The following is a 24771-nucleotide window of genomic DNA, read 5'->3' on the forward strand; positions in this document are numbered from 1 at the left end:
TAAGTTTTGAAGTATTATTATCAGCCCTGCTACTCTTTACTGATCTCAGTTATTCACCTTGCACTTTAAACTAGTCCTTAAATTATCATCTCCATGCCTTCATAATGACTCTCCCCGCTGTTTTGCAACGATATTCTGCTATGCTGTCACAAGAAGTAGCACATTCACTCCAAAAGCAAGCAAGACTCGAATGACTTGAGCCTTCTTGTGTTCGTAGGAGTTTACCAGTAATAGCTAGTGTTGTTTGGTGTGCTCTAACAGGCTAAAGAGTGAGGTGTTGGACAGATTTACCCTACAGTATTGTTTCATTGCTGATGACAACCCGTAACTGTACTAATGTGACATAGTTTAATAGCGTTTAATTTGAGATATACAAACTACTAACTGCTATTTACAGCTTAATAGGCTCTTGGTGAGCCTTTATTAAGAAATTCGCAAAAACATAGGGAAAATGTTTTTAGCTAATAGGTGTCTTATAAGCAATTATTAAAGTAACTACATTGCTGAAGTAAAATAGGTCGGATCAAAAACGCCAACTCAAGGTTGGCGTTTTAATTATCAGGCTAAAGGTGATTATTAAACTTTAGGGCCTGCGTTTTTAATTTCGTCAGATACGTCGTATTTAGCAAAATTTTCTGTGAAATCAGATGCTAGCTTAGCCGCATACTCTGCGTATTTAGCTTTGTCTTCCCAGGTATTGATTGGGTTAAGAAGCTTGCTATCTACGCCCGGTACTGCAACTGGTACGTCTAGGTTTAGCACGTCAATGTGTTGGGTTTCTACATCGGCTAATTTTCCAGATACGATTGCATCCACAACAGCTCGTGTTGTTGGAATATCAAAACGCTTACCAATACCGTAAGGGCCACCTGTCCATCCAGTGTTAACTAGGTAAACTTTAGCGCCGAATTCACGTACACGCTTCATTAGAAGCTCTGCGTATACACCTGCAGGACGTGGGAAGAAAGGAGCACCAAAACAGGTTGAGAATGTTGATTCAATATCGCTAGTAGAACCAATTTCTGTAGAGCCTACTTTTGCTGTGTAGCCACTTAGGAAGTGAAATGCTGCAGCTTCTTCGGTTAGTACAGATACCGGCGGTAGTACACCACTCACATCACATGTTAGGAAAACAACAGCCTTAGGCTCACCTGCGCGGTTTTCAACTTTACGTTTTTCAACGTGCTCTAGTGGGTAAGCTGCACGGCTATTTTGAGTTAGGCTGGTATCGTTGAAATCAGGAACACGGTTTTCATCAAGTACCACATTCTCTAAAATTGTACCGAATCGAATAGCGTCCCAGATAACTGGTTCGTTCTTTTGAGAAAGGTCGATACATTTAGCGTAACAACCACCTTCGATATTAAATACACTACCTGGTGCCCAGCCGTGCTCGTCATCACCGATTAAGAAGCGAGTTGGATCTGCTGATAATGTTGTTTTACCTGTACCAGATAAACCAAAGAATAACGCAGTATCGCCTGCTTCGCCTACATTAGCAGAACAGTGCATTGGTAATACACCTTTCGCTGGTAGTAGGAAGTTTTGCACAGAGAACATCGATTTTTTCATTTCACCCGCGTAGCGCATGCCAGCAAGTAACACCTTACGTTGTGCAAAGTTAATAATAACTGTGCCATCGCTATTGGTACCATCGCGTTCTGGATCACATACAAACGAAGGTACATTCATTACTTGCCACTGAGGGAAGTCTGCTTTGTTGTATGATTGTGGTTGGATGAACATGTTTTTAGCGAAGATATGGTGCCAAGCAGTTTCTGTTGTTACAACCACTGGAAGATAGTGCTCTGGATCAGCGCCAACTTCAAGGTGAGAGATAAAGTGGTCATTGCTTTGCACATGTGCTTCTACACGTGCCCATAACGCGTCAAACTTATCTGCATCGAATGGGCGATTTACATTACCCCATTGGATTTCATTTTCAGTACTTGATTCTTGAACAATAAAACGATCTTTTGGAGAACGACCGGTACGACGACCAGTGTTAGCTACAAAAGCACCATTTGCGGCTAAAGTCCCTTCGCCACGGCTGATAGCGTGCTCGACAAGTTCAGCTGCAGTTAGATCGACAAAACGGGTAGCGCTTGAAGTCATGTTTATACCTAAATTGTGTGAGATTGAACGGGATAGCTCTGGGTCTTAGTAACCTTTAAGCTGCAAATATAGTAACAGATGGATTAAGGATATTCGAGCTTATAAACGCCGTAAAAACATATAAATTAAGAAAAAACATGAATAATTTCAATGATACCGGTGTCATGAAAAATACTCAGCTTGTGATACCGGTGTCATTTTTTAGGCACAAAAAAGCCATAAAAAATTATGGCTATTTTGTGCTGTGTTTTATAAAAGTAGATTAGTTAAATATACTTTTTATATCTTGCTCGTTAAACACATAATCTTTTAAACAGTAATGGCAGCTAATTTTAATCTCACCATTTTTTTCAACATCGTCCAAAAGCGCTTGTTGACCAACATTAACTAAAGCCGTCATCGTTTTTTCGCGGTTACAGCCACATTTAAATTGAATTGGTTGAGGATCAAATACACGTGGATTATCTTCATGATAAAGACGCGTTAAAATAGTATTGGCATCGAGCTCTAATAGCTCTTCATCTTTAATGGTATTGCTGAGTGCTTCTAAGTGAGCAAAATCTTCAATCGACTTTTGTTTATCAACAGGTAGCACTTGTAAAAATAGCCCACATGCTTTGGCGCTTCCCTCTGTGGTGTCGGTTGCAAACCAAAGGCGCGTTTTTAATTGCTCAGATTGCTCAAAGTAGCTTTCTATACATTCACTTAAGGTATCATGCTCTAAAGGCACTATACCTTGGTAACGCTCCCCTTGCGTTGGAGTAATAGTGATAACCATGTAACCTTGGCCTATAAGCTCTCTAACTGTTGACCCTGTCACTTCACTTTGAAGTCGTGCTATGCCACGCATGTTTTGTTGGTCGTCACCGTTAATAACGGCATATTTTACCGGCCCATCACCTTGTAGTTGAACGGCAATTTCGCCTTCAAACTTTAATGTTGCTGTTAATAAACAGGTTGCAACAAGCAGCTCACCTAGTAATGCTTTAACGGGCTCTGGGTAATTGTGTTTAGCAATCATTTCATTGTAAGCGTTGTCTATTTGTACGAGTTCGCCACGAACATCGAGATTGTCGAATAAATAGCGATGAAGTAAATCTTGTTGCATGAGCGGCTATACCTAACTTGATTTCATTTTTAAAAGTTCGCGTCTTTGCTTTTTATCTGGTTTTTTATCCGGATGAGGAGCAAAGAAACTGTTATTTTTGCGTGCAATACTATTTTCTTCACGCTTAGCAATACTAGCATCAGATTCTTGATACATGGTCTGTGCAATGGGGGCGCTTTGGCGCTTTTCAAGTATATTTAATACTGTGATGGTTTTTTCATCAACGCCTTGAGCTAGCTTTATAACTGCGCCAATTTCTACAATTTTACTAGCCTTACTGCGTTGCCCATTATAATGTACTTTGCCGCCTTGTACCATTTCTCGAGCTATTGCACGCGTTTTATAAAATCGAGCCGCCCATAACCATTTGTCCAACCTCACTTTAAGTGCGTCAGCGTTTTCTGAGCTGTCATTGAGTTTAGTTTTCTTTGTCATAAAACATCCCTAGTAAATTTACTGCCTAGGTAAATTATCACGAAACCGTTACCGCATGTAGCTATTGCTTGATAGCTGATACGATAAATAAATTAATCTGTTTACAAAGTTTAATATTAGCGTGCTTGTTGAATGAAAAATGAAAAGGTACTATGGCTGAGTGATTTCGTTATAAATTAAAATAAGAACACTACCTATGGAACAGCACGTTCAACAATTTAAGCAGTTATTAAACCGTTTACCGCATGCGAAATTAAGCGCAATGGTTATGGTTTTAGTTGTTGTTTATATTGCATTTTTATTATCAAAACTGATGTGGCTATTATGGCCGCAGCCAGTAACATCTCCTCTTGCCCCTATCAGCTATTCTAACCAAGCTGTGGGTGGCAATAACCAGTCTGTAGATTCGATCATTGAGCAATTTTTATTTGGTAAAGTAAATGTAACAAAAAACACCAATACTGCTTCGCAAACTAAAGTCATTAATAATGCCCCTGAAACGCGTCTTAGTATTAATTTAACCGGTATCGTTGCTGTTAGTAATGATGATAAGGCGGGAATGGCTATTATTGAGTCGCAAGGTCGCCAGACGAGTTATTTAGTAGAGGATGTGGTGCAAGGTACACGTGCAAAAGTATCGCAAATACTCCCAGATCGTGTGATTCTAGATGTAAGTGGTCGCTTTGAAACCTTAATGCTTGATGGACTCGACTTTACCAAAACAGTGTCTATGCCGGTACTCGCTGCGCGAGATGAGTCTGAAATGGGGCCTTTAGCGCCTTCAGCACAAAGCGATGAACAAATTGATGCCACTGCCAACCTTGAGGTGAAAGAAGCATTAATAGAAACTCGCGAAGAGCTTTTAGAAGAACCTGGCAAGCTATTTGATTATATACGTGTTTCTCAAGCGATGAATGATGGTGAACTTATAGGTTATCGTTTGAGTCCAGGTAAAGAGCCCGAACTATTTAAACAAATGGGATTACAAAATAACGATTTAGCCGTGGCAATTAACGGTTATCAATTAACAGATTTAAAACAGGCAATGGCAGCAATGAATGAGCTGCGAAACAGTACAGATGCAACTATCACAATAGAGCGTGATGGTGAGCAAATAGATGTACTATTTAGTCTGCAATAACTTAGCTTTGGAGTTTTAACATAATGGTTCAGGTGCTACACCTCAAAAAAATTAAAAAAGGGTTAGCTAAGTATGCAGCACTTTTTTTAGCGGCAAGTCTTTCTATGTCGGTTGCTGCTGTTGAATATGCTGCTAACTTTAAGGGCACAGATATTAATGAGTTTATTAATATTGTTGGCAAAAACCTTAATAAAACCATCATTATTGATCCTAACGTGCGTGGCAAAGTAAATGTACGTAGTTATGAATTAATGGATGAGGCGCTTTACTATCAGTTCTTTTTAAATGTTTTAGAAGTTTACGGTTATTCAGCCGTTGAAATGGATAACAACATAATCAAAATAGAAAAAAGCTCAGATGCTAAAAAATCCAATGTACCGTTAATTACTGCTGATAGCCAAGCGCTTGGCGATATGATGATTACACGGGTTGTGCGAGTTAAAAATGTAAGCGTACAAGAATTAGGTCCTTTAGTTCGCCAATTTAGCGACCAAAAAGACGGTGGTCACGTTGCTAACTTTAATGCGGCCAACGTCATGATGCTAACTGGTCATGCAGCCTCGGTTAACCGCTTAGTAGAAATTATTCGCTCTGTTGATCAAGCGGGTGATAAGCGAGTCGATATCGTTAAGCTCAAGTTCGCAACAGCTGATGATGTTGTCTCTGTAGTAGAGAATATTTATAAAGATAGTGGCAAGGGTAGCGTACCTGAGTTTTTAATTCCTAAAGTCGTAGCTGATGGTCGTACTAATAGTGTGATTGTCAGTGGTGAAGGCCAAGCACGCACACGTGCCATTGAGCTCATTAAACGTTTAGATGGTGAACTGGAAAGCCAAGGTAATACCAAAGTGTTTTACCTCAATTACGCAAAGGCCGAAGATTTAGTAAAAGTACTCCAAGGTGTGAGCAAATCGCTGGCAGAGGATTCAAAAGGTGGGGCAACCAAAACTCGCAGTAGCAATAAGAACGACACTAGCATTGAAGCTCATCCAGATTCTAATTCATTAGTTATTACCGCTCAGCCAGATACGATGCGTTCACTAGAATCTGTTATTGCGCGCTTAGATATTCGCCGCGCACAAGTACTAGTGGAAGCCATTATTATTGAAGTAATGGAAGGCGATGGCGTTAACTTTGGCCTGCAATGGATTTCAGAAGAAGGCGGCATGCTGCAATTTAACAACGGTACAACAGTACCTGTTGGCTCTTTAGCCGTAGCGGCTGAGCAAGCCCGTGATAAAACGGTGACAAAAGTGGTCACTGGTAGCGAATCAGGAAATGCAACACCTTACGAAGAGACAAAAGAAGGCGACTACGGCCCGCTTGCGTCATTACTTGGTGGTATTAATGGGTTAGCTATGGGGGTAATTAAAAATGACTGGGGCGCAATTGTTCAAGCGGTTTCAACCGATACTAATTCTAATATTCTAGCGACTCCATCTATTACCACTATGGATAACGAAGAGGCGTCTATTTTAGTTGGTCAAGAAGTGCCTATTATTACCGGTTCACAAACCGGTAGTAACAATGAAAATCCATTTCAAACGGTTGAGCGTCAAGAAGTGGGTATAAAACTTAAAGTGACACCACAAATTAACGATGGTTCTGCAGTGCAATTAACCATTGAGCAAGAAGTTTCTAGTGTAAGTGGTGCAACGGCAGTTGATATTTCAGTCAATAAGCGCGCAATTAAAACAACCGTAATGGCAGATGATGGCGGCATGGTGGTATTAGGCGGCTTGATAGATGAAGATGTACAAGAAAGCGTGTCAAAAGTGCCATTACTAGGCGACATCCCTATTTTAGGGCACTTATTTAAGTCAACTAATACAACAAAGCGTAAGCGTAATCTTATTGTATTTATAAGACCGACCATTATTCGCGATGGCGTTAGTATGAATAAACTTAGCTTTAATAAATATAACTTTATTCGCGGTGAACAATTTAAAAAACGTGAAGATGGTATTAATTTAATGCCAATGTCAGACACACCTATTTTACCTGAGTGGAATGACGAATTGTTGTTACCACCAACGTATGAAGAGCATTTACGCAAACAAAATGCACAAGAGCGTAATGATGACTAATGCGATAGAAGATATTAATCAAGATGTTGTTCATCCAATTACTCACAGTAATGATGAACAGCTTGCTCAAGATGACTTAATTGAACTGCCTGCAAAACGTTTGCCGTTTTCATATGCCAGACGAGTGGGTGCGTTACTTAGTAAACATAAGGATAACCGAGTTGTTTACTACCGTGGCGAGCTTGATGTTGATGTATTATTAGAAGTGCGTCGTATTGCAGGACATGGCTTTACACTTGAGCAACTAGAAGATGATAAGTTTGAGCTATTACTAGAAGCATCGTATCAACGTGATAGCTCAGAAACTCAGCAAATGATGGAAGATATTGGTAATGAGGTTGATTTATTCTCACTAGCTGATGAGCTCCCTCAAACAGAAGACTTGCTTGCCGGTGACGACGATGCACCTATTATAAAGCTGATTAATGCCATGCTCAGTGAGGCAATTAAAGAAGGCGCCTCTGATATCCACATTGAAACGTTTGAGCAAGAGCTGGTTATTCGTTTTCGGGTGGATGGGGTACTTAAAGAAGTTCTAAAGCCTAATCGTAAACTAGCCTCTTTGTTGGTATCGCGTATTAAAGTAATGGCCAAACTCGATATTGCAGAAAAACGCATACCGCAAGATGGCCGTATTAGTTTACGTATCGCTGGGCGCGCTGTAGATGTGCGTGTGTCGACTATGCCATCGAGCTTTGGTGAGCGAGTGGTACTGCGTTTGCTTGATAAAAACAATGCACGTTTAAACCTAGAAGACTTAGGTATGACAGCTCGAAACCGAGAGCTGTTTGCCGACTTAATTAGCAAGCCTCACGGTATAATCTTAGTTACAGGCCCTACAGGCTCTGGTAAAAGTACTACTTTATATGCGGGTATGAGCCAAATTAACTCGCGTGATCGCAATATTTTAACGGTTGAAGATCCCATTGAGTATGAAATTCCAGGTATTGGCCAAACACAGGTTAATACCAAGGTTGATATGACTTTTGCCCGTGGCCTACGCGCTATTTTACGTCAAGATCCTGATGTGGTTATGGTTGGTGAAATACGTGACTTAGAAACCGCTCAAATTGGTGTACAAGCATCGCTGACTGGTCACTTAGTTATGTCTACATTGCATACTAATACCGCCTCAGGTGCAATTACCCGTATGGAAGATATGGGTGTTGAGCCATTCTTATTGTCGTCATCATTACTCGGCGTATTGTCACAGCGCTTAGTACGTACCTTATGCAATAGCTGTAAAGAAGGGCATATTGCAGATGAGCGTGAATGTGAATTACTCGGCGTACCGTTTGACAATGCTCCGACGATTTACCGCGCGGTAGGGTGTGAAAAGTGTAACTTTAACGGTTATCGTGGTCGTACAGGTATTCACGAATTATTAGTTGTCGACGAAACCATTCGTGAAATGATCCACAGCGGTAAAGGTGAGCAAAGCGTAGAGAAATATATTCGTAAACGCAGCCCAAGTATTCGTCAAGATGGCTGCAGCCGCGTACTTGCGGGTAAAACAACGCTTGAAGAAGTATTACGCGTAACCCGTGAGGAAGGCTAACAATGGCGGCGTTTGAATACCGTGCATTAGATGGCCGGGGAAAAGAAAAAAAAGGAATTTTAGAAGCGGATACAGCAAAGCAAGTTCGCCAACTTTTACGCGATCAAAAGCTAACCCCCCTCGAGGTGCTGCCAGCTGCTCAAGATGATAAACAAGTTCGAGGTCAAAAAGCGCCATTATTAGGCTCTTTATTTAAGCCGACAATATCAACGTCAGATCTTGCTTTGATTACACGTCAACTTGCAACCCTAATTCAGTCAGCCTTACCCGTTGAGGGTGCCGTGATGGCGGTTGCTGAGCAGTGTGAAAAACCACGGCTAAAACGTATGTTAATGTCTGTGCGCTCTAAAGTGGTGGAAGGGTATACGCTTGCTGATGGGATGAGTGAATTTCCGCACGTATTTGACGATTTATACCGTGCAATGGTGGCCGCAGGTGAAAAGTCAGGTCACTTAGATCAAGTACTTAACAGATTGGCTGATTACACTGAGCAACGCCAACACATGCGTAGCCAAATTACGCAAGCGATGGTGTATCCCATTATTTTGGTCGTGTTCGCAATTGGTATTGTTTCAGTATTATTAGGTACTGTGGTGCCTAAAATACTAAAAACGTTTGAAAAAACCAAACAAGTATTACCTTGGACAACCGAATGGGTCATGGCGGGTAGTCATTTTGTACAAAACTATTGGTTTGTTAGTTTATTAGCGATCACAGCGATTGCTATTGGAATTAAATATGCACTTAAAAAGCCTAAAGTACGGTTTTGGTGGGATGCAAAAGTATTACATATGCCAGGCATAGGTAAGGTTGCCAGAGGGATTAACACGGCGCGCTTTGCCCGTACATTAAGTATTTTATCGTCAAGCTCAGTGCCGCTACTTGAAGGAATGCGTATTTCAGGCGGGGTGTTGGTTAACGAAAAAATAAAGCAAGCAGTGGCTGATGCCGCAGAAAGAGTTAGTGAAGGGGCGAGTCTTCGTGCTTCACTACAGCAAACTAAGTTGTTTCCACCAATGATGCTACATATGATAGCCAGTGGTGAAAAGTCCGGTGAACTTGAGCAAATGTTAGAGCGCGCTGCTAACAATCAAGATCGCGAGTTTGAAAGTATGGTTAATGTGTCATTAAAATTATTGGAACCGGCAATGATTGCGTCTATGGCAGTGATTGTGCTGTTCATAGTAATGGCAATTTTGCAGCCAATTATGGCAATGAACAAGGCCGTAGGTCTTTAAGTATTTTTTATATTAATGATTTAAACAAATCATTTTTGCTTAGTGTTTTTAGAATAACGAGGTAATAACGTGAATAAACAATCAGGTTTTTCTTTATTAGAAGTCATGGTGGTACTGGTTATCATCGGTATGATCATGTCGATTGTGGCACCTAATATTATGGGCCAGCAAGAAGAAGCGGCTATTGATAAAGCGCATTTAGATATTCAGCAGTTAGAAGATGCTATGAGTTTGTACAAGCTTAAAAATAAAAGCTACCCAAGTACAGAGCAAGGTTTAGAGGCATTAGTTACTAAAACCAGTATTGAGCCCATTCCTAAGCGTTTTCCTGATGGTGGCTTTATTAGCAAGTTACCAGAAGATCCATGGGGTAATAATTACCAATTAATCAGCCCTGGAGAAATAGGTAAATTTGATATCTTTTCGATGGGTCCAGATGGCGAACCAGCCACCGAAGATGACATTGGTAATTGGGATGAAGATAAGCAGTAATGACCAATAACTTTACCATGCACTTAAACATAATACATTGGGGCTTGCCATGCAGGTAAGCCCTAAGCACCTGAGTGCAAAGCATTATGGTTTTAGTTTAATAGAAATTTTAGTGGTATTGGTGATCATCGCCTTTGCCACCAAAATGGTGGTATACAGCTTAGATGGCGGCGCTGAAGAAGCGTTAGACAAGCAAGCAAATAGGCTGCATACCACCATTAATGCCGCATCGGAATTTGCGGTGCTTAATCAAATAGAATTAGGCCTTTTAGTTGAGCAAAATACGCTTGAATTTTTAGTTTTTGATGGCGAAAAATGGATTAGCTTTGATCGTGAAGCTTTATTTAAGCCAATTGAGATCGAACCCCAATTTAAATTAACACTTAATCTTGAAGACCTACCTTGGGCACAAGATAACTTACTAGAGCAGTCAAATTGGCGTGAGCTAATGAGTGGTAACAATGAAGATAGTTTATTAGAGCTTAAAAAGTTAAAAGTACCGCAAGTACTTATTTTATCCTCTGCCGATGTAAGTGCGTTTCAGCTCATGCTTGAATTAAAAGATCAGCCAGAGCCGGTGTACTTTATTGAAGGTAAATTTGCAGCCCCAGTCGATTTTCGTCGAGAGCCCCAATAATGAAAAAATACCACGGGTTTACATTATTAGAAGTCTTAGTTGCACTGAGTATTTGTGCCATGGCTGGTATTGCGGCAATGCAAGCAACCGGTGAGCATATTCATCACTTATCAAGTATTGAAGAACAAACGTATGGCTCATGGGTCGCTGAGAATGTATTGGTAGAACAACGAACGAAAGGCGAAAAATGGCAAGGTAAAAATGGTACCCGCGGCAGTGAGATGATGGCGGGTATTGAATGGTTTTGGCGCCAAGATGTTGTGCCCACTGCCGACAAGAGCTTTGTAAAAGTCACTATTAATGTGTTTACGGATGATAAGTATGAAAATTCAATTTATGAGTTAAGCACTTACTTAAATAAAGGTAAGCCTTAAGTGAAGCAGCGCGGTTTTACATTATTAGAAGTGATGGTGGCACTGGGTGTGTTGGCGTTTGTGATTATGGCCACCCACCAAATACTTGATACCACAACGCGAGCTAAACAAGCATCAGATGAAAAAATTGCTGAACTAAATAGCTTACAAACTGCATTTAGATTGATGGATCAAGACTTTAGCCAAATGACTAAACGCCAAGTACGTAATGAAGCTGGAGATTTTCAAGAGGGATACTTACTTGCTGGACGCTACATTATAGAAAGCCAGCTTGATGGTATTGCCTTTGTACGTGATGGTTGGATGAATCCCATTAACTTACTTCCTCGCTCAGAGTTACAAGCTGTTGGTTATCGCGTCATTGATGACAAGTTAGAACGCGTATATCGCATTTATGTTGATCAACTCGATAATATGGAGCCTCGTAGCCAAGTTGTTTTAGCTGACGTAGAAGAGCTTAAATTTGAGTTTTTAGATGGTAACGCAGAGTGGCAAGAAAACTGGCAAATTAAGGCGTTACCTAAAGCGGTAGCTGTAACGTTAAAGCAAATGAACGCAGAACCAATTAGGCGTGTGTTTTTAGTGCCAGGACTCGGTAAAGAGCTACCTAAACCAGTAACAGAGGGGACTAACCCGTCGCAACCTAATGGCCGAGGTACGCCTTGATGAACCAACAATCTTCGCGCGGCGCGGCTTTGGTTATTGTATTATTTATTGTAGCGCTTGCAGCTATTTTAGCCGTTGAAATGAGTGCTAATTTAATGGTGCAAGTACAAAGAAGTACTAACTTACAAAGTCAGCAACAAGCGAAATGGTATGCCTATGGTGCTGAAGAATTAGCTATTAAAGGCTTAATTCAAAGTAAAAAAGACGATCCAGAAAAAACCACCTTAGCGCAGCCGTGGGCAAAGCAAGGTGATGTAAAGTACCCTGTTGAGAACGGCACGTTAAGCGGCCAGTTGACTGATTTACAAGCGTGTTTAAATTTAAACGCGCTTGGGGTTGAGCCAGACCCAAATAGCGGTAATAAAACGAACCCTGCACATAAAGCGTTGTTTGCTATTTTAGAAAATATAGATGATTTACCCAGTGATGAATCAGAAGAAGGGATGGCCGACAGTGTGTTTGATTGGCTTGATGAGAACAGTATAACCTATCGCTCAGGAGCTGAAGAAGGCGAGTATTTATCGCGTCAGTTTCCATATATGACGGCTAATAGCTTATTTGCATCGGTGTCTGAACTGCGTTTAATTAAAGGGTTTAATCCTTTGGTTATGGAAAAAGTGCTGCCTTTTGTCTGTGTGATCCCAGGTAGCACATTACTTTCAATCAATGTTAATACAATCACTGAAGAGCAAGCATTATTACTCAGTGGCTTAATAGATGAACTTAGTGTTTCAGGCGCTCAAGCGGTAATTGCAGCGCGTCCTGAAAATGGTTTTGATAATATTGAAGAGTTTTTTGAATCTGTATTACAACAAGGTGGTAAAAACATCAAAGCAGTAGAAAAACTTTTTAGTGTGAAAAGTGAATATTTTAAATTACAAACGCAGGCAAAATTTGTTGATTTGCGTTTTTCGATGACCACATTACTGTATGCCAGCAATGGCGAGGTAACGATACTGGCGCGAAAATTTGGAGGCGTACAGTGACAGAGATACTGTTGATCCGCACGGGTCAAACCGAACAAGACTTACTTAACTGGTTAATATACTCACCACAAGAACAAGAAATAATAGCCAGTGGCGAGTTACAAAATGCCAGCCAGTTAAGTGAGTTAACTGAAAAAGCATCAACCCGAGAGCTCGTGGTACTTTTACCATGCGACCAAGTGCAATTAAAAACGGTGATACTGCCAACTAAATGGAACCGTAAACTAGAGCAAGCACTGCCTTATATGCTCGAAGAGGATATTGCCTGTGATATAGACGACATCTATATTGCGCTTGGGGAGCCAACGATGGTTGAGGAGCAGCATGCAATTAGGGTTGCGCTAATGAATCGCGATTGGTTTGAGCACTGGTTAGAGGTGTTTGAGCAACACCAGCTCAGTGCTCATAAAATAGTGCCGGATGGCTTGTTATTGCCCAGTGCAGAAGAGCCTTGTGTAGCGGCAATTGAGCTCAACAAGCAATGGCTATTTAAAAAAGGTGACTGGCATATCGGTGCGGTTGAAAGCAGCTGGTTAAAGGAGTATCTAACGGCTTTAGGTAACCCTGATATAAAACATTACAGCCCTGCAGAGCAATTTCCCGAAACGCTTACCTTGCATCCGCAAACCAGTGACTATGAGCTGCCGTTAGCATTATTTGCTAAGCAGTTAGATCAGCTTAAATTTAATTTGCGTCAAGGGCCTTACACGATTAAAAAGAAAACGGCTTTATGGTGGGGTTACTGGAAAAGTGCCACCATAATTAGTGTTATTGCTTTGCTATCGAGTGTGGCTATTAAAGCGGTTGAATTACATCAGCTTAATTCGCAGCTTGAGGTAGCTAAATCACAAGTAGTAGAGCGATTTCAAAAAGCCTTTCCAGGCACGCGGGTGCGCCCTCACTTAATTAAAAATCAAATACAGGGAGCACTGGATAAAGTACAAGGTACGAGCGATGCTGGCTTTTTAGATTTAACCAGCAAGCTGGTGAGTGTATTTTCACAAGTGAGCGAATTTACACCGCAAACCTTACGTTTTGATAAGCGCCGTAATGAATTACGTATTCGTGCTCGTGCAAAAGACTTTCAAACCTTTGGTAAGGTTAAAGCCATTCTTGAGCAGCAAGGTGTGACTGTTGAGCAGGGGTCGTTAAATAATGATGGTGATTATATCGTCGGCGAAATTAGACTGCGAGGTGCACAATGAAACAACAGTTCATGAAATATTGGGGTTCATTAAAAGAACAAGAGCAGCAGTTAATAATGGTTGCGGGTGGTGTATTTATTATTTTTGTTTTGGTAATGGGTATATTTAGACCCTTAAATACGGCAATAGAAAATGCGGAACAATCACAAATAAAACAACAAGAATTGCTAGCATGGGTAGACGACAGTATCGTTAAACTTAAAGCAGCAGGAAAAGCGCAAGCGGTGAGCAATCAAAACCTCAGCCAAATAGTGAATAATACGCGCGGTCGTTACAGCATTAATATTAGTAAAATGCAGCCAAATGATAACTCACTTCGTTTAACACTCGACTCAGTGGAGTTTAATCAATTAATCCAATGGATTGACGAGCTGGTTAATCAGCATGGTTTAAGCGTAGAAAATTTAGATTTAAGCCAAGATGATAAATCTGGTTATGTACGCGTTAGCCGTTTAGTATTAGAGAAGTAGTTAATGAAAAAAATAATAATTTTATCCATCGTTTTTGTAATTAGCTTTCTTGTTTTTAGCGTTATAAAATTGCCCGCTGCAGTGGCTTTAAATTTTGCTAAACCTTACTTACCTGCGCAGTTAGAGGTAGGGCAAACTTTTGGTACGCTATGGCAAGGTCAAATAATGCAGCTTCGCTTTCAAGGTGAACAGTTGAATAATGTACGTTGGGATATGTCAGGCTGGTCAATCTTTAAAGCTCAAGTGAATACTAACTTACGTTTTGGTAATCCTCGCGAACGTGATGACATTTCTGGGTATGCAGATATTAGTTATTCTCTTACAAATGATGAACTTAGAATAACTGATACTGTAGTGCGTTCAACGGTTGAGCGCACTATGCAGCGCATTGATTTACCGTTACCGGTTACTGCTAAAGGACGCGTTATTTTAGAGCTCGATGAGTATCTTTCAGGCGCTCCTTATTGCCAATCATTACAAGGTGAAATAGCCAGCCCTGATATTGATGTGCAAGGACTAGCTGGCTGGTTTAATATAGGCGATTTAAGCGGTAAGCTAAGTTGTAAGTCGGGCGATGTAGCCATACTTATCGAGCCAAATAATAGATTAGGGTTAGAGGCTGATGCTACACTAAAAGCCAATTTTGATTTTAAAGTAGCGGGATATGTTAAACCTGATCTCACTTTACCGAAAGAAGTCCATGACGCGGTGAAGTTTTTAGGTAGACCAGATAACCAAGGTCGGTATCCACTTAAATTTTAATATTTTACAAAAAAGAGTTTTAATGCAAATACCTCAGTTTACTGAGCAGCACGCCAAGCTGCTCAGCGAGTTTTTAACTACCCAGCCTGGCGCTATGAGCCTTATTCAAAGCCAAGGTTATTTATTTGGCACTATTTGTTCACCTGAGCCATTAGAAGTACATCAATGGTTAGAGCAAATTCTCCCTAATACCGCGAATGACCTTGATGAAGACATGTTGTTTTTGTTTATGGCATTACATCATCAAGTAAGTGAACAAGTATTTGAACTTGGTTATAAGTTACCCGCTGAGTTTGACCTTGAGTTTTGTCAGCAGTGGTCTGCAGGTTTTTTAACTGCAAGCCAAACGTATACTCATAAGTTACTTCAGAGTGAGCAACTAGATATTCAATACAAGCAAGCGCTTGAAAGTGCACAGGCGACTCTTAGCTTTTTTGCATTAGATAAACCAACGATTGCACAGATTGCACAGCAAAATAATATCGATGAATTACATTTGTGTGCGCAGCAGTATGAATTAATGGGCGACTTTGCGTTAGGTTTTGCTGAACTTATAGAAATTGTCGCGCTTAATAGTGGTTTGTATACCGATGAAGGGTGGGATGAATAAGTAGGTAAAGCCTTAAGCGCCAATCTCTAATTCGATATCAGTGCAACCTTGTTTGCACTGTATTACTCCCTTACCAGGTTCGCTGGTGGCTAAATTTAACGTTAATACACCTTGGCAATGCTCACATTTAAGTGTTTTACCTTGTGCCAACTGCTTAAGCATAGTGCGGTGCTTGTGAAATGAGTTACTTGCTTTTTTATTTAATCCAGAAAAATCCATTATTTCACTCTCGCTTGCGCTAATGACTCTTTGATAATGCGACATACCGTTGTTAAACGTTCTGAATAAAAGTAGAGGTTTAGATCGCCTTGACGACAATAGCGTAGTTCAAACAACTTTACTGATTCATCATTGGTAAAGGTTTTATCAATATAGTCTTCTTCGGATCTTGAAAGTGCTAACTGTTTATTGATTTTGTTTCTTGTCATGGTTGCGACAGGAAAACGATCGACTTTAGTTGTGCTGCTTAACAAGCCTATACCATCACCGAGTAAGCGCTCACGAGGCTCTTTTACCAAGGGGTGATCAATGGTAAAAAATGCTAGGATCACAACCACTAGTATAAAAAATTTCTTCATAAATACACAAACCTTGATCCAAACAACACGTTAGTAGCCGGCAAGTGTAATAAAATACACCTTAAAAGCAAGTCACAAGTTGAATAAATTATTAGCAATCTAGTCAGTAATTTTAGCCAATATGCGTATAATAAGGGGAGTAATTAGATACTTCTGAAATATCTGAAAGTATACAAGTGCGACCTAAAGCGTATTATGTTTAGCATGTAAGTTGCTACACTTAGGCGAAAAGTACAAAAAGATTGCTGAATTTTTATTTCCTAGCGGCGTTGAGGAACTTCAATGGATAAGCAAATTAAAGTAAAAAACATACCAACAGAGGTTAAGATCCAAAAAACCGATCTGAGCCGTCAAGAAGATAGATTTAACCCACGCAACCGTATTTATGTGCGTGCTGTTTCAGGACTCCATCAATTACTAAGACAACGTATTGGCTTTTTAGGCATGCTGGCGTTTATGTTATTGCCATGGATCAACTTTAACGGTCAACAAGCTGTTTTATTTGAGCTAATGGAGCAAAAATTTAATATTTTTGGCTTAACCCTATGGCCACAAGATTTCACCATTCTTGCATTTATATTTATGCTAGCAGCGTTTGCCTTATTTCTGGTTACCACTTTTTATGGTCGAGTATGGTGTGGCTATACATGTCCGCAAACAGTATGGACCTTCATTTTTATTTGGTTTGAAGAAAAGTTTGAGGGCAGCGCTAACCAACGTAAAAAGTTAGATCAACGGCCGATGGATTTTGACAAGTTCTGGCGTAAAACGGCTAAGCACACTAGTTGGGTATTATTTTCTTTATATACTGCGTTAACGTTTGTTGGTTACTTCACGCCTATTCGCGAACTACTGCCTGAATTTGTTACCTTTAATGTAGGCGGTTATGCCTTAGTTAGTATCATTGTATTTACTATTTGTACTTATGGTAACGCTGGGTGGATGCGAGAAATTATGTGTTTACATATATGCCCGTATTCACGTTTTCAGTCAGCAATGTTTGATAAAGACACCTTTACTGTAAGCTATGATGAAACTCGTGGTGAAAACCGAGGGCCACGTTCTCGTAAACAAGACCCTAAAGAGTTAGGTTTAGGTGACTGTATTGACTGTAACTTGTGTGTGCAGGTTTGCCCAACCGGGATTGATATTCGTAATGGTTTGCAATATGAGTGCATAAACTGTGGCGCTTGTATTGATGCCTGTGACGGCGTAATGGATAAAATGAATTACCCTCGAGGCCTTATCTCTTACACCACCGAGCGTAATTTAGAAACACCGGAGAATAAAACCCATCCGCTGCGTCCAAAGCTGATTGGTTACAGTGTTATTTTAATCTTACTTACCGGTGCGCTGGTTGCTAATATCGCCATGCGTAAAACCATGGACTTTGATATTATTCGCGACCGCAATCAGTTGTATCGTGTCGATTTTAATGGTTTAGTTGAAAACACCTACACCTTAAAAGTAATTAACAAAGCACAATACGAGCAAACATTCTCTATTGATGTAACAGGGTTAGATAATTATAAATACTTAGGTGATACTACCTTTACAGTAAACGCTGGTGAATCGCATAATGTACCGCTATCACTGGTAATGGATCCTTATGATTTAAAAGCGCCAATGACCGAGTTTAACTTTGTGTTGTCGCCAATAAACGAGCCCGATAATAAAGTATCGCAGCCAAGCAACTTTTTTAAGGCTCGATAAGTCGCTTTATTAAAGGCAAACGAGCACTGTTATTAACAAAAAAGCGGGATATTCCCGCTTTTCTTTTTATATAAGAAATATATGAGTAAATTTAGCTTTATTGACTTAACCCCAGATCTTATTTTGGATGCCATAGAAAGCGTGGATATTTATGCTGAGTCAGGGTTGTTAGCGCTAAATAGCTACGAGAATCGGGTGTATCAATTTGTGGCCGAGGGTGCAAAGCGTTACGTCGTTAAGTTTTATCGCCCTGAGCGCTGGAGCAAAGCGCAAATTCAAGAAGAGCATGACTTTGCTTTTGAACTAGCCGCCGCTGAAGTACCGGTGGTGGCGCCAATAAAACACAATGGGCAAAGCTTGTTTGAACATCAAGGGTATTTGTTTACTTTGTTCCCAAGTGTAGGCGGGCGTTTATTTGAGGTGGACAATTTAGATCAACTCGATGTGCTCGGGCGTTTAATCGGTCGTATGCATCAAGTAGCCAAAACGAAACCCTTTACCCAAAGACCGACCGTTACCTGTGATGAATATTTAGATACAGCTAAAGTTCATTTAAAAAAAAGTAAGTTAGTCCCTATGGGATTAGAGACTTCTTTTTACACTATTTTAGATTTAGTCATTGCTCAAACTCAACAGCAATATAAAAATGTAGAAGGCATTCGCTTACATGGTGACTGCCATGCTGGTAATATCCTATGGGCAGGAGATGCATTAATGTTTGTTGACTTAGACGATAGCCGTCAAGGTCCTGCAATTCAAGATTTATGGATGATGCTCAGTGGCGATCGACAAACACAGCTGTTACAGTTAGACACTTTAGTGAATGCATATGAAGAGTTTTGCGATTTTGATCACTCACAACTTAAGCTGATCGAACCGCTTCGCGCTATGCGTATGATTCATTACATGGGGTGGGTTGCAAAACGTTGGAGTGATCCTGCTTTTGTACGGAACTTTTCATGGTTTGCAGATGACAAATACTGGGAGCAACAAATTTTAGCGCTTAAAGAGCAGTTTGCAGCTTTGCAAGAAGCCCCGTTAAAATTATTGCCATAATATTTTTATTTAAAAAGAAGTATAACGAGATATTCATGCTTAAAAAATTAAAACTAAGTTTACTGATCCTATGTTTACCTTTTGCAGCATTAGCTGCTAACTTTGAAGCGGGTAATCAATACACTGTAATTGATGTTGAAAAAAGTAAAACCCCGAATGTAACCGAGTTTTTCTCTTTCTATTGCCCACATTGTTTTAAATTTGAGCCGGTAGCCAAAGGGATTGCAGAAAACTTACCTGAAGGGGCTGAGTTTGTAAAAAATCATGTCAACTTTTTGGGAGGCGTTTCACCACAAGCGCAAAGTAATTTAAGCTTTGCTTACTTAATCGCAAAGAAACACGGTCAAGCTGAAGCGGTAACAGCGCAAATTTTTAAAAGCATTCATATACAACGTGCGCCATTAACTGAAATTAAAGACGTTAAAAAGTTATTAGAGCTTAATGCAATTGATAACGCGACATTTGATAACGACATCGCTAGTTTGCCTATCATAGCAGCTGAACGTGCCATGCAAGATAAGCAGAATAAATATTCTGAACTTGGTGCATTAACTGGCGTGCCTACATTTATCGTAAATGACAAATACAAAATCAATATTAATACAATCAAGAGCCAACAAGAACTTGATGAGTTAATTAGCTTTTTACTAAAACTATAATTTTTGGAGCACCACAATAATGATCAAATTAGTTAAAGCAGGGTTACTTGCTGTATTACTCCCTTTAGCTGCAACCAGTTTTGCTGCCACTTACGAAGAGGGCGTGCATTTCGATGTCGTCTCTGATCGTGCAACCAGAAAACCAGAAGTAAAAGAGTTTTTCTCTTTTTACTGTCCTGCATGTAATAACATGGAACCACTGCTGGCCGAGATCAAACCTAAGCTAGATAAAAACGTAAAGTTTAAGAAAAGCCATGTAGATTTTGTGGGTGTACGTGACCCAGAACATCAAACCATGATCAGTCAAGCATTAGCTACAGCTGAAGTACTACCTCAAAAAGATAAAATTATTTCAGCGATGTTTGATCATATCCATGCAAAGCGCGCACGATTTAATGAGTTGGCAGATGTAAAAGATGTATTTTTAGCTCAAGGCGTAGATGGCGACAAGTTTGATAAATTATTTGAAAGCTTCTCGGTACGTACACTTAGCTCTAAAATGAAACGTGACCAAGATTACTTTAAAGGCAAAGGGGCACTTCGTGGCGTTCCTACGTTTATCGTTAATGGTAAATACAAGCTTAACTTAGGTGGTGAGTCAGGCATTTCATCGCCAGAAGATGTAAGCGCACTCATTAATTACTTAGCAAATAAATAAGTAGTTTGGTTAAATAAAAAAGCTCCTTAAGGAGCTTTTTTTATTCTTACAACGTGCGCTGTTTAATGCTTTTTTTATTTACGTTGTAAAAACACACCAGATTCAATGTGGTGTGTATAAGGGAACTGATCAAATATTGCAAAGCGCTTAACCTCGTGGGTTTGCGTTAAGTGTTCAAGGTCACGCTCTAATGTGTCTGGGTTACATGAGATATAAATAATATTTTCATAATTAGCCACTAAGTCACACGTAAGCGTGTCCATGCCTGCTCTAGGCGGGTCGACTAAGATGGTTTGGCAGTTGTAACTACTCAAGTCAATGCCATTTAAGCGAGAGAAAGTACGCTCGCCTTTCATTGCCTGAGTAAACTCTTCGCTCGACATGCGAATAATATCTAAGTTAGTTACTTGGTTTTGAGCAATATTATATTGCGCTGAATGCACCGACGATTTTGATATTTCCGTCGCCAGCACTTTATTAAATAAACCAGCAAGTGCAATAGAAAAGTTTCCATTACCACAATACAGCTCTAGTAAATCATTGTTTAGTGGTTTACATAACTCTTGTGCCCACTCTAACATTTTAATATTGACCTTCGCATTAGGCTGAGTAAAGCTATTTTCTACCTGTTGATAGATTAACTCTTGGCCATTCACCATTAAGCGCTCAGTAACAAAGTCATCGCCCAATTTTTCTTTTTGCTTACGTGCACGGCCAATAAAGTCAATTTTGTATTGGCTGCTTAGCTTTTCCTTTAAGGCATTGATCTCAGTTAACCAGTGTTCATCAAGTGGCTTGTGATAAAGCAAGCTCACTAAAATTTCACCACTGAGGGTTGATAAATAATCTATTTGAAATAGCTTACGACGTAGTACTTCGCAGTCTTTTAAATTATCAATCATCACCTGCATAATTTCACCTACTAAAGGAGCTGCAGGGTCAAAGGTATCAACACGTATTTTATCTTTTGTTTGTTGATCAAACATAATATGAAACAGATCGTCACCATCGTGCCATACTCTAAATTCTGCACGTTGGCGGTAGTTAATGGGCTCAGAGCTAAATACTTCTAACTGTTTTACACCAAAACGTTGAAATTGCTCTGTAATACGCTGCTCTTTTTCATTTAATTGTGCATCGTACTGCGTGGTATCTATATTTATAACTGCCATTAACGGTATAACCTTATCGTTGAGATCTGTTTATCGGCGCTATTGTAGGGAGCGAAGCGTATTTGTCTAGTTTTGATCAAATATAGTGAGCTTTTTTTGAGCATTTTACTACAGTATAGGCTTACTTGGCCGATATAAGAGTAAGTCTAAATAGGAGTCTTCTCATGAAAATAGGTAACTTTAGTTTTGTTCCAAACAGTAATGCTAATAAATACAATACTAAACAAGCAATGCCACAGCCTAAAATAGACACGCCACCAACCAGTTATCAGCAACGAGGAAAAGAACTGGCTGCTGCCGTATTAGGTGACAAAATGGCAAAAGAATTAGGTTTGCCGGTCGCTGAAACCAAAAAAGACAAACCACTGTTTGATTTTAATGAAGTCGTAAAAAATGTTTTAGACTTTGTTACAAGCTCGGTAAAAAAAGCCAAAGCCAATGGTGCCGATAACGACAAACTACAAGATATGCTAAATCAGGCACGTAAAGGAGTGCTGATGGGTGTTGATGAGGCTGTGGATGAATTAAAAGGCATGGGCGTATTTAATCAAGAACTTGAAGAGGGTATTGATAAATCTAAAGAGGGTATCTTTAGTGGCCTCGATAAATTTGAGCAGAACTTATTTAACCCACAACCTGCAAGCGTAACTGTTAGTCAGGCGCAATATGTAAGTTTAAGCAATAGTGCTGATTATACATTTACCACAGCAGAAGGTGATGAGGTGAGTATTAGCTTTGCAGATGCTTACCAATCGCAATCATCTAGTCGCTATCAAAAAACAGATGATTCACAATCATTTAGTACGCAATTTTCTGAATCCCGTGAGCTCTCTTTCTCGATGTCAGTAAACGGTGAGCTTAATGAAGACGAGCAGCAAGCCATAAATGATTTAATGGCAGAGTTACAAGATGTCAGTAAAACCTTTTTCAGTGGCGATTTAGATAAAGCATTTGAACAAGCCCAAGAACTCAGTTTAGGGAATGAACAGCTGGTGGCATTCTCAATGGACTTACGTCAAAGCAAAACCGTTGCTGCCATTAAAGAGTATGAACAAATTAAGCCAACATCAGAAAAAGCCATTGCCGAAACTGTTGCCCCTTTTAATGATGATCTAAAATCGGCTTACTCTAAAGCGCAAACCCTAGGATTAGAAAGTCAGCTATCAGGTATCATTCAATGGCTAAATCAAGATCAACAAGAAATAGATAAACTGGTTGATTACACTAACACCATGTTTGAAAACTTAGGTAAATTAAACGCCGCTACTGCAAAGCTAGGCACTGAGTAAAACTACTTTCTTTTACAAAAGCCACATGGCAAACTGCCGTTCTTAGTAAAGAGTAGGAATGGTAGTTTGTCAGCGCACATCATGGTATTTGATTCAGGTATAGGTGGAACCACCGTGCTTGAGCATATTCAGCAAAGCATTCCTCATGCTCAATACAGCTATTTTATGGATAATGCATTATTGCCATATGGCGCACAGTCGCAACAAACCATCATTCATCGCCTGTGTGGATTGATTCAATTTATTAAAGATGAGTCACTAAATGTCGACTTAATTGTTATAGCCTGCAATACCGCCTCAACATCAGCGTTAAGTTCGGTACGTCAAATTACCGATATTCCTATTGTTGGGGTAGTACCTGCAATTAAACCCGCAGCGCAATTAACGCAATCAAAGCATATAGGTTTATTGGCAACTCCCGCAACGGTATCAAGCCCGTATACTGATGCACTTATAAAAGAACATGCCTCATCGATAACCACAAGTTTATATAGTAGTGTTGAACTGGTTACTTTGGCAGAGACTCTCTTTTTTACCCAGCACTTAGATCTTGATAAGTTGCATACTGAGTTAGATCGATTAAATATTAATAACGATATAGATGTGCTGGTATTAGGCTGTACTCACTTTCCTATTTTAGCTAAACCAATTAGTGATTACTTTAATACGCAAGTACAGTTATTAGACTCTGGTGCGGCCATTGCTAAGCGAGTTAGTTCTTTACTCAAATTAAGTGATAAGCAAGCAGGCATAAAAAAGCCGCTGCACTATTATGCAACGGCTGATGTATGTAGTGATAAACTAGCGGTTAAGCAAGTTACACTGTTTGATCCGACTCTGAACGATAAGAGTTAGAATCATCTTCTTGTTTTTGTTTTGCTTCACGTACTTTCAAAGTACGTTGTTGGAACTCACTATCGTTTAGCTTAGCAATCGCATTATCAGCATCTGCTTGTGCCATTTCAACAAAGCCAAAACCGCGACGCTTGCCAGTATTTTTATCTTTTAACAAACGAACGTTAAATACTTTGCCTTGCTCTTCAAATAAAGTACGAACTACACCTTCATTTGCGCGATAAGGAAGATTGCCAACATAAAGTGTTTTTGTTTTTACTTCGGCTTCTTCTGTACTTACTGATGACATTGCAGCAATAACAAGTCCACCAATTAATAAACCGGCACCGAATAGAAGTGCAGGGTCTAATTCTAGGCTTTCAAGCGCAAACTTAACGATAACAAAACCAACAACAGCAAGAATAACTGCGAAGATAAAAGATTTTTGATCGGGTAATTTCATTTTTGATCTACCAATAAACAGGAAATAAACATTAATTTAACATTGTGAGCTTGCTATCTTAACGTCTTAATTGAACATAGCAATGAAATTTATAGCAAATAGTTAATAAGAGTGTAAAAAACAACCGATAGTAAGGCGTTTCTTTACTATTTTAGCCTCGTTTGTTTGAAACTTGAGCAAACGATAAAAAGATCTAAAAAAAAGGTTGATCTGTTTTCGGATCGCCCTATAATGCGACCCCACTGAGACGGCAGAGCGCAACGCATAGCGAGGCATGAGCTACTCAGAGAGTTAAGTAAAACTTAAGTTTAAATCATCTCAAGAAAGTTTAAAATTAAGTGTTGACTCGAAAAATAAAGGATGTATTATACGCATCCCTAGCGACAATGTCGCAACGTTCTTTAACAATATAAAGCAATCATCTGTGTGGGCACTCGTACAGATTGAGTTCTAACAGCCAAGCTA

Annotated in this window: 26 protein-coding genes; 19 read left to right on the forward strand and 7 right to left on the reverse strand. The window is 39.8% G+C overall.

The annotated features are described in order from the left end of the window. Window positions 1–576: 576 nt before the first annotated feature. From MTN96_RS35460 to hslR, 3 genes are all read right to left on the reverse strand, one after another. Window positions 577–2115 (reverse strand): phosphoenolpyruvate carboxykinase, encoded by a 1539-nt coding sequence (locus MTN96_RS35460; RefSeq protein ID WP_036980452.1) that lies wholly within the window; start codon window positions 2113–2115, stop codon window positions 577–579. 262 nt (window positions 2116–2377) lie between these two features. Then, window positions 2378–3223: an Hsp33 family molecular chaperone HslO gene (gene hslO, locus MTN96_RS35465; RefSeq protein ID WP_013464245.1), complete on the reverse strand. Its 846-nt coding sequence runs from the start codon at window positions 3221–3223 to the stop codon at window positions 2378–2380. A gap of 12 nt (window positions 3224–3235) precedes the next feature. Further along, window positions 3236–3658 (reverse strand): ribosome-associated heat shock protein Hsp15, encoded by a 423-nt coding sequence (gene hslR, locus MTN96_RS35470; protein ID WP_010392996.1) that lies wholly within the window; start codon window positions 3656–3658, stop codon window positions 3236–3238. 196 nt (window positions 3659–3854) lie between these two features. Between hslR and gspC the strand changes: the two genes are divergently transcribed. The 13 genes from gspC to MTN96_RS35535 all read left to right on the forward strand — a co-directional run bounded on the left by gspC (window position 3855) and on the right by MTN96_RS35535 (window position 15884). Beyond that, complete coding sequence (gene gspC, locus MTN96_RS35475) at window positions 3855–4799, forward strand: type II secretion system protein GspC (RefSeq protein WP_010392999.1); 945 nt, start codon at window positions 3855–3857, stop codon at window positions 4797–4799. A gap of 23 nt (window positions 4800–4822) precedes the next feature. Then, window positions 4823–6886, forward strand: a complete 2064-nt coding sequence (gene gspD, locus MTN96_RS35480) for a type II secretion system secretin GspD (RefSeq protein WP_138563766.1) — start codon at window positions 4823–4825, stop codon at window positions 6884–6886. After that, window positions 6879–8444, forward strand: coding sequence for a type II secretion system ATPase GspE (gene gspE, locus MTN96_RS35485; protein ID WP_248534674.1), 1566 nt, complete (start codon window positions 6879–6881; stop codon window positions 8442–8444). Before gspD ends, gspE begins: the two co-directional genes overlap by 8 nt. A 2-nt stretch (window positions 8445–8446) precedes the next feature. Then, window positions 8447–9682, forward strand: coding sequence for a type II secretion system inner membrane protein GspF (gene gspF, locus MTN96_RS35490; RefSeq protein WP_036980442.1), 1236 nt, complete (start codon window positions 8447–8449; stop codon window positions 9680–9682). Window positions 9683–9751: 69 nt separating this feature from the next. Then, window positions 9752–10174, forward strand: a complete 423-nt coding sequence (gene gspG / locus MTN96_RS35495; protein ID WP_016900325.1) for a type II secretion system major pseudopilin GspG — start codon at window positions 9752–9754, stop codon at window positions 10172–10174. A gap of 49 nt (window positions 10175–10223) precedes the next feature. Then, window positions 10224–10811 carry a prepilin-type N-terminal cleavage/methylation domain-containing protein gene (locus MTN96_RS35500; protein WP_013464252.1) on the forward strand — a complete coding sequence of 196 codons (588 nt, stop codon included), beginning with the start codon at window positions 10224–10226 and terminating at the stop codon, window positions 10809–10811. Continuing rightward, on the forward strand, window positions 10811–11185 hold the full coding sequence (gspI, locus tag MTN96_RS35505) for a type II secretion system minor pseudopilin GspI (protein WP_016900327.1): 375 nt from the start codon (window positions 10811–10813) through the stop codon (window positions 11183–11185). The genes MTN96_RS35500 and gspI overlap by 1 nt, the downstream gene beginning before the upstream one ends. Then, complete coding sequence (gspJ, locus tag MTN96_RS35510) at window positions 11186–11851, forward strand: type II secretion system minor pseudopilin GspJ (protein ID WP_036980439.1); 666 nt, start codon at window positions 11186–11188, stop codon at window positions 11849–11851. It begins immediately after the preceding gene. Further along, window positions 11851–12837 (forward strand): type II secretion system minor pseudopilin GspK, encoded by a 987-nt coding sequence (gene gspK, locus MTN96_RS35515; RefSeq protein ID WP_028834991.1) that lies wholly within the window; start codon window positions 11851–11853, stop codon window positions 12835–12837. Before gspJ ends, gspK begins: the two co-directional genes overlap by 1 nt. Further along, window positions 12834–14042, forward strand: a complete 1209-nt coding sequence (gene gspL, locus MTN96_RS35520; RefSeq protein ID WP_036980437.1) for a type II secretion system protein GspL — start codon at window positions 12834–12836, stop codon at window positions 14040–14042. The genes gspK and gspL overlap by 4 nt, the downstream gene beginning before the upstream one ends. After that, a complete protein-coding gene (gene gspM / locus MTN96_RS35525; protein WP_248534670.1) occupies window positions 14039–14512 on the forward strand; it encodes a type II secretion system protein GspM in 474 nt (157 codons plus the stop codon). The genes gspL and gspM overlap by 4 nt, the downstream gene beginning before the upstream one ends. A gap of 3 nt (window positions 14513–14515) precedes the next feature. Next, window positions 14516–15274, forward strand: a complete 759-nt coding sequence (locus MTN96_RS35530; protein WP_248534672.1) for a type II secretion system protein N — start codon at window positions 14516–14518, stop codon at window positions 15272–15274. 22 nt (window positions 15275–15296) lie between these two features. Beyond that, window positions 15297–15884 (forward strand): UPF0149 family protein, encoded by a 588-nt coding sequence (locus tag MTN96_RS35535; RefSeq protein WP_024601509.1) that lies wholly within the window; start codon window positions 15297–15299, stop codon window positions 15882–15884. 12 nt (window positions 15885–15896) lie between these two features. Here MTN96_RS35535 and MTN96_RS35540 read toward each other — a convergent pair whose 3' ends face one another. Both MTN96_RS35540 and MTN96_RS35545 read right to left on the reverse strand, forming a co-directional pair. Further along, complete coding sequence (locus tag MTN96_RS35540) at window positions 15897–16103, reverse strand: hypothetical protein (RefSeq protein WP_013464260.1); 207 nt, start codon at window positions 16101–16103, stop codon at window positions 15897–15899. Continuing rightward, complete coding sequence (locus MTN96_RS35545; protein ID WP_013464261.1) at window positions 16103–16462, reverse strand: hypothetical protein; 360 nt, start codon at window positions 16460–16462, stop codon at window positions 16103–16105. Before MTN96_RS35545 ends, MTN96_RS35540 begins: the two co-directional genes overlap by 1 nt. 282 nt (window positions 16463–16744) lie before the next feature. Here MTN96_RS35545 and ccoG point away from each other — a divergent pair, with 282 nt between their 5' ends. From ccoG to MTN96_RS35565, 4 genes are all read left to right on the forward strand, one after another. Further along, window positions 16745–18175 (forward strand): cytochrome c oxidase accessory protein CcoG, encoded by a 1431-nt coding sequence (gene ccoG, locus MTN96_RS35550; protein WP_064664084.1) that lies wholly within the window; start codon window positions 16745–16747, stop codon window positions 18173–18175. A gap of 81 nt (window positions 18176–18256) precedes the next feature. Then, window positions 18257–19231, forward strand: a complete 975-nt coding sequence (locus tag MTN96_RS35555; RefSeq protein WP_076923075.1) for a serine/threonine protein kinase — start codon at window positions 18257–18259, stop codon at window positions 19229–19231. A gap of 35 nt (window positions 19232–19266) precedes the next feature. Then, window positions 19267–19890 carry a thiol:disulfide interchange protein DsbA/DsbL gene (locus MTN96_RS35560; protein ID WP_028834987.1) on the forward strand — a complete coding sequence of 208 codons (624 nt, stop codon included), beginning with the start codon at window positions 19267–19269 and terminating at the stop codon, window positions 19888–19890. Between the two features lie 19 nt (window positions 19891–19909). Beyond that, on the forward strand, window positions 19910–20548 hold the full coding sequence (locus tag MTN96_RS35565) for a thiol:disulfide interchange protein DsbA/DsbL (protein WP_076923076.1): 639 nt from the start codon (window positions 19910–19912) through the stop codon (window positions 20546–20548). A gap of 74 nt (window positions 20549–20622) precedes the next feature. Here MTN96_RS35565 and trmA read toward each other — a convergent pair whose 3' ends face one another. Then, complete coding sequence (trmA, locus tag MTN96_RS35570) at window positions 20623–21720, reverse strand: tRNA (uridine(54)-C5)-methyltransferase TrmA (protein WP_076923077.1); 1098 nt, start codon at window positions 21718–21720, stop codon at window positions 20623–20625. A gap of 164 nt (window positions 21721–21884) precedes the next feature. Between trmA and MTN96_RS35575 the strand changes: the two genes are divergently transcribed. Both MTN96_RS35575 and murI read left to right on the forward strand, forming a co-directional pair. Continuing rightward, window positions 21885–23009, forward strand: coding sequence for a DUF5610 domain-containing protein (locus tag MTN96_RS35575; protein WP_076923078.1), 1125 nt, complete (start codon window positions 21885–21887; stop codon window positions 23007–23009). A 66-nt stretch (window positions 23010–23075) separates the two neighbouring features. Then, window positions 23076–23864 (forward strand): glutamate racemase, encoded by a 789-nt coding sequence (murI, locus tag MTN96_RS35580; protein WP_076923079.1) that lies wholly within the window; start codon window positions 23076–23078, stop codon window positions 23862–23864. On the opposite strand, the gene MTN96_RS35585 is transcribed toward murI, so the two are convergent. Next, complete coding sequence (locus MTN96_RS35585) at window positions 23827–24306, reverse strand: RNA-binding protein (RefSeq protein ID WP_076923080.1); 480 nt, start codon at window positions 24304–24306, stop codon at window positions 23827–23829. The genes murI and MTN96_RS35585 overlap by 38 nt on opposite strands. Between the last annotated feature and the right edge of the window lie 465 nt (window positions 24307–24771).

Source organism: Pseudoalteromonas sp. 2CM28B, assembly GCF_023161935.1.

Excerpts from the sequence above, each read along its gene's own strand:
- hslO (WP_013464245.1), bottom strand. The coding sequence starts at position 3,223 with ATGCAACAAGATTTACTTCATCGCTATTTATTCGACAATCTCGATGTT.
- MTN96_RS35575 (WP_076923078.1), top strand. The coding sequence starts at position 21,885 with ATGAAAATAGGTAACTTTAGTTTTGTTCCAAACAGTAATGCTAATAAA.
- gspF (WP_036980442.1), top strand. The coding sequence starts at position 8,447 with ATGGCGGCGTTTGAATACCGTGCATTAGATGGCCGGGGAAAAGAAAAA.
- MTN96_RS35555 (WP_076923075.1), top strand. The coding sequence starts at position 18,257 with ATGAGTAAATTTAGCTTTATTGACTTAACCCCAGATCTTATTTTGGAT.
- MTN96_RS35530 (WP_248534672.1), top strand. The coding sequence starts at position 14,516 with ATGAAAAAAATAATAATTTTATCCATCGTTTTTGTAATTAGCTTTCTT.
- MTN96_RS35560 (WP_028834987.1), top strand. The coding sequence starts at position 19,267 with ATGCTTAAAAAATTAAAACTAAGTTTACTGATCCTATGTTTACCTTTT.
- hslR (WP_010392996.1), bottom strand. The coding sequence starts at position 3,658 with ATGACAAAGAAAACTAAACTCAATGACAGCTCAGAAAACGCTGACGCA.
- MTN96_RS35500 (WP_013464252.1), top strand. The coding sequence starts at position 10,224 with ATGCAGGTAAGCCCTAAGCACCTGAGTGCAAAGCATTATGGTTTTAGT.
- gspK (WP_028834991.1), top strand. The coding sequence starts at position 11,851 with ATGAACCAACAATCTTCGCGCGGCGCGGCTTTGGTTATTGTATTATTT.
- MTN96_RS35545 (WP_013464261.1), bottom strand. The coding sequence starts at position 16,462 with ATGAAGAAATTTTTTATACTAGTGGTTGTGATCCTAGCATTTTTTACC.
- ccoG (WP_064664084.1), top strand. The coding sequence starts at position 16,745 with ATGGATAAGCAAATTAAAGTAAAAAACATACCAACAGAGGTTAAGATC.
- MTN96_RS35460 (WP_036980452.1), bottom strand. The coding sequence starts at position 2,115 with ATGACTTCAAGCGCTACCCGTTTTGTCGATCTAACTGCAGCTGAACTT.
- gspI (WP_016900327.1), top strand. The coding sequence starts at position 10,811 with ATGAAAAAATACCACGGGTTTACATTATTAGAAGTCTTAGTTGCACTG.
- MTN96_RS35535 (WP_024601509.1), top strand. The coding sequence starts at position 15,297 with ATGCAAATACCTCAGTTTACTGAGCAGCACGCCAAGCTGCTCAGCGAG.
- gspC (WP_010392999.1), top strand. The coding sequence starts at position 3,855 with ATGGAACAGCACGTTCAACAATTTAAGCAGTTATTAAACCGTTTACCG.
- gspD (WP_138563766.1), top strand. The coding sequence starts at position 4,823 with ATGGTTCAGGTGCTACACCTCAAAAAAATTAAAAAAGGGTTAGCTAAG.
- gspM (WP_248534670.1), top strand. The coding sequence starts at position 14,039 with ATGAAACAACAGTTCATGAAATATTGGGGTTCATTAAAAGAACAAGAG.
- trmA (WP_076923077.1), bottom strand. The coding sequence starts at position 21,720 with ATGGCAGTTATAAATATAGATACCACGCAGTACGATGCACAATTAAAT.
- gspE (WP_248534674.1), top strand. The coding sequence starts at position 6,879 with ATGACTAATGCGATAGAAGATATTAATCAAGATGTTGTTCATCCAATT.
- MTN96_RS35565 (WP_076923076.1), top strand. The coding sequence starts at position 19,910 with ATGATCAAATTAGTTAAAGCAGGGTTACTTGCTGTATTACTCCCTTTA.
- MTN96_RS35540 (WP_013464260.1), bottom strand. The coding sequence starts at position 16,103 with ATGGATTTTTCTGGATTAAATAAAAAAGCAAGTAACTCATTTCACAAG.
- MTN96_RS35585 (WP_076923080.1), bottom strand. The coding sequence starts at position 24,306 with ATGAAATTACCCGATCAAAAATCTTTTATCTTCGCAGTTATTCTTGCT.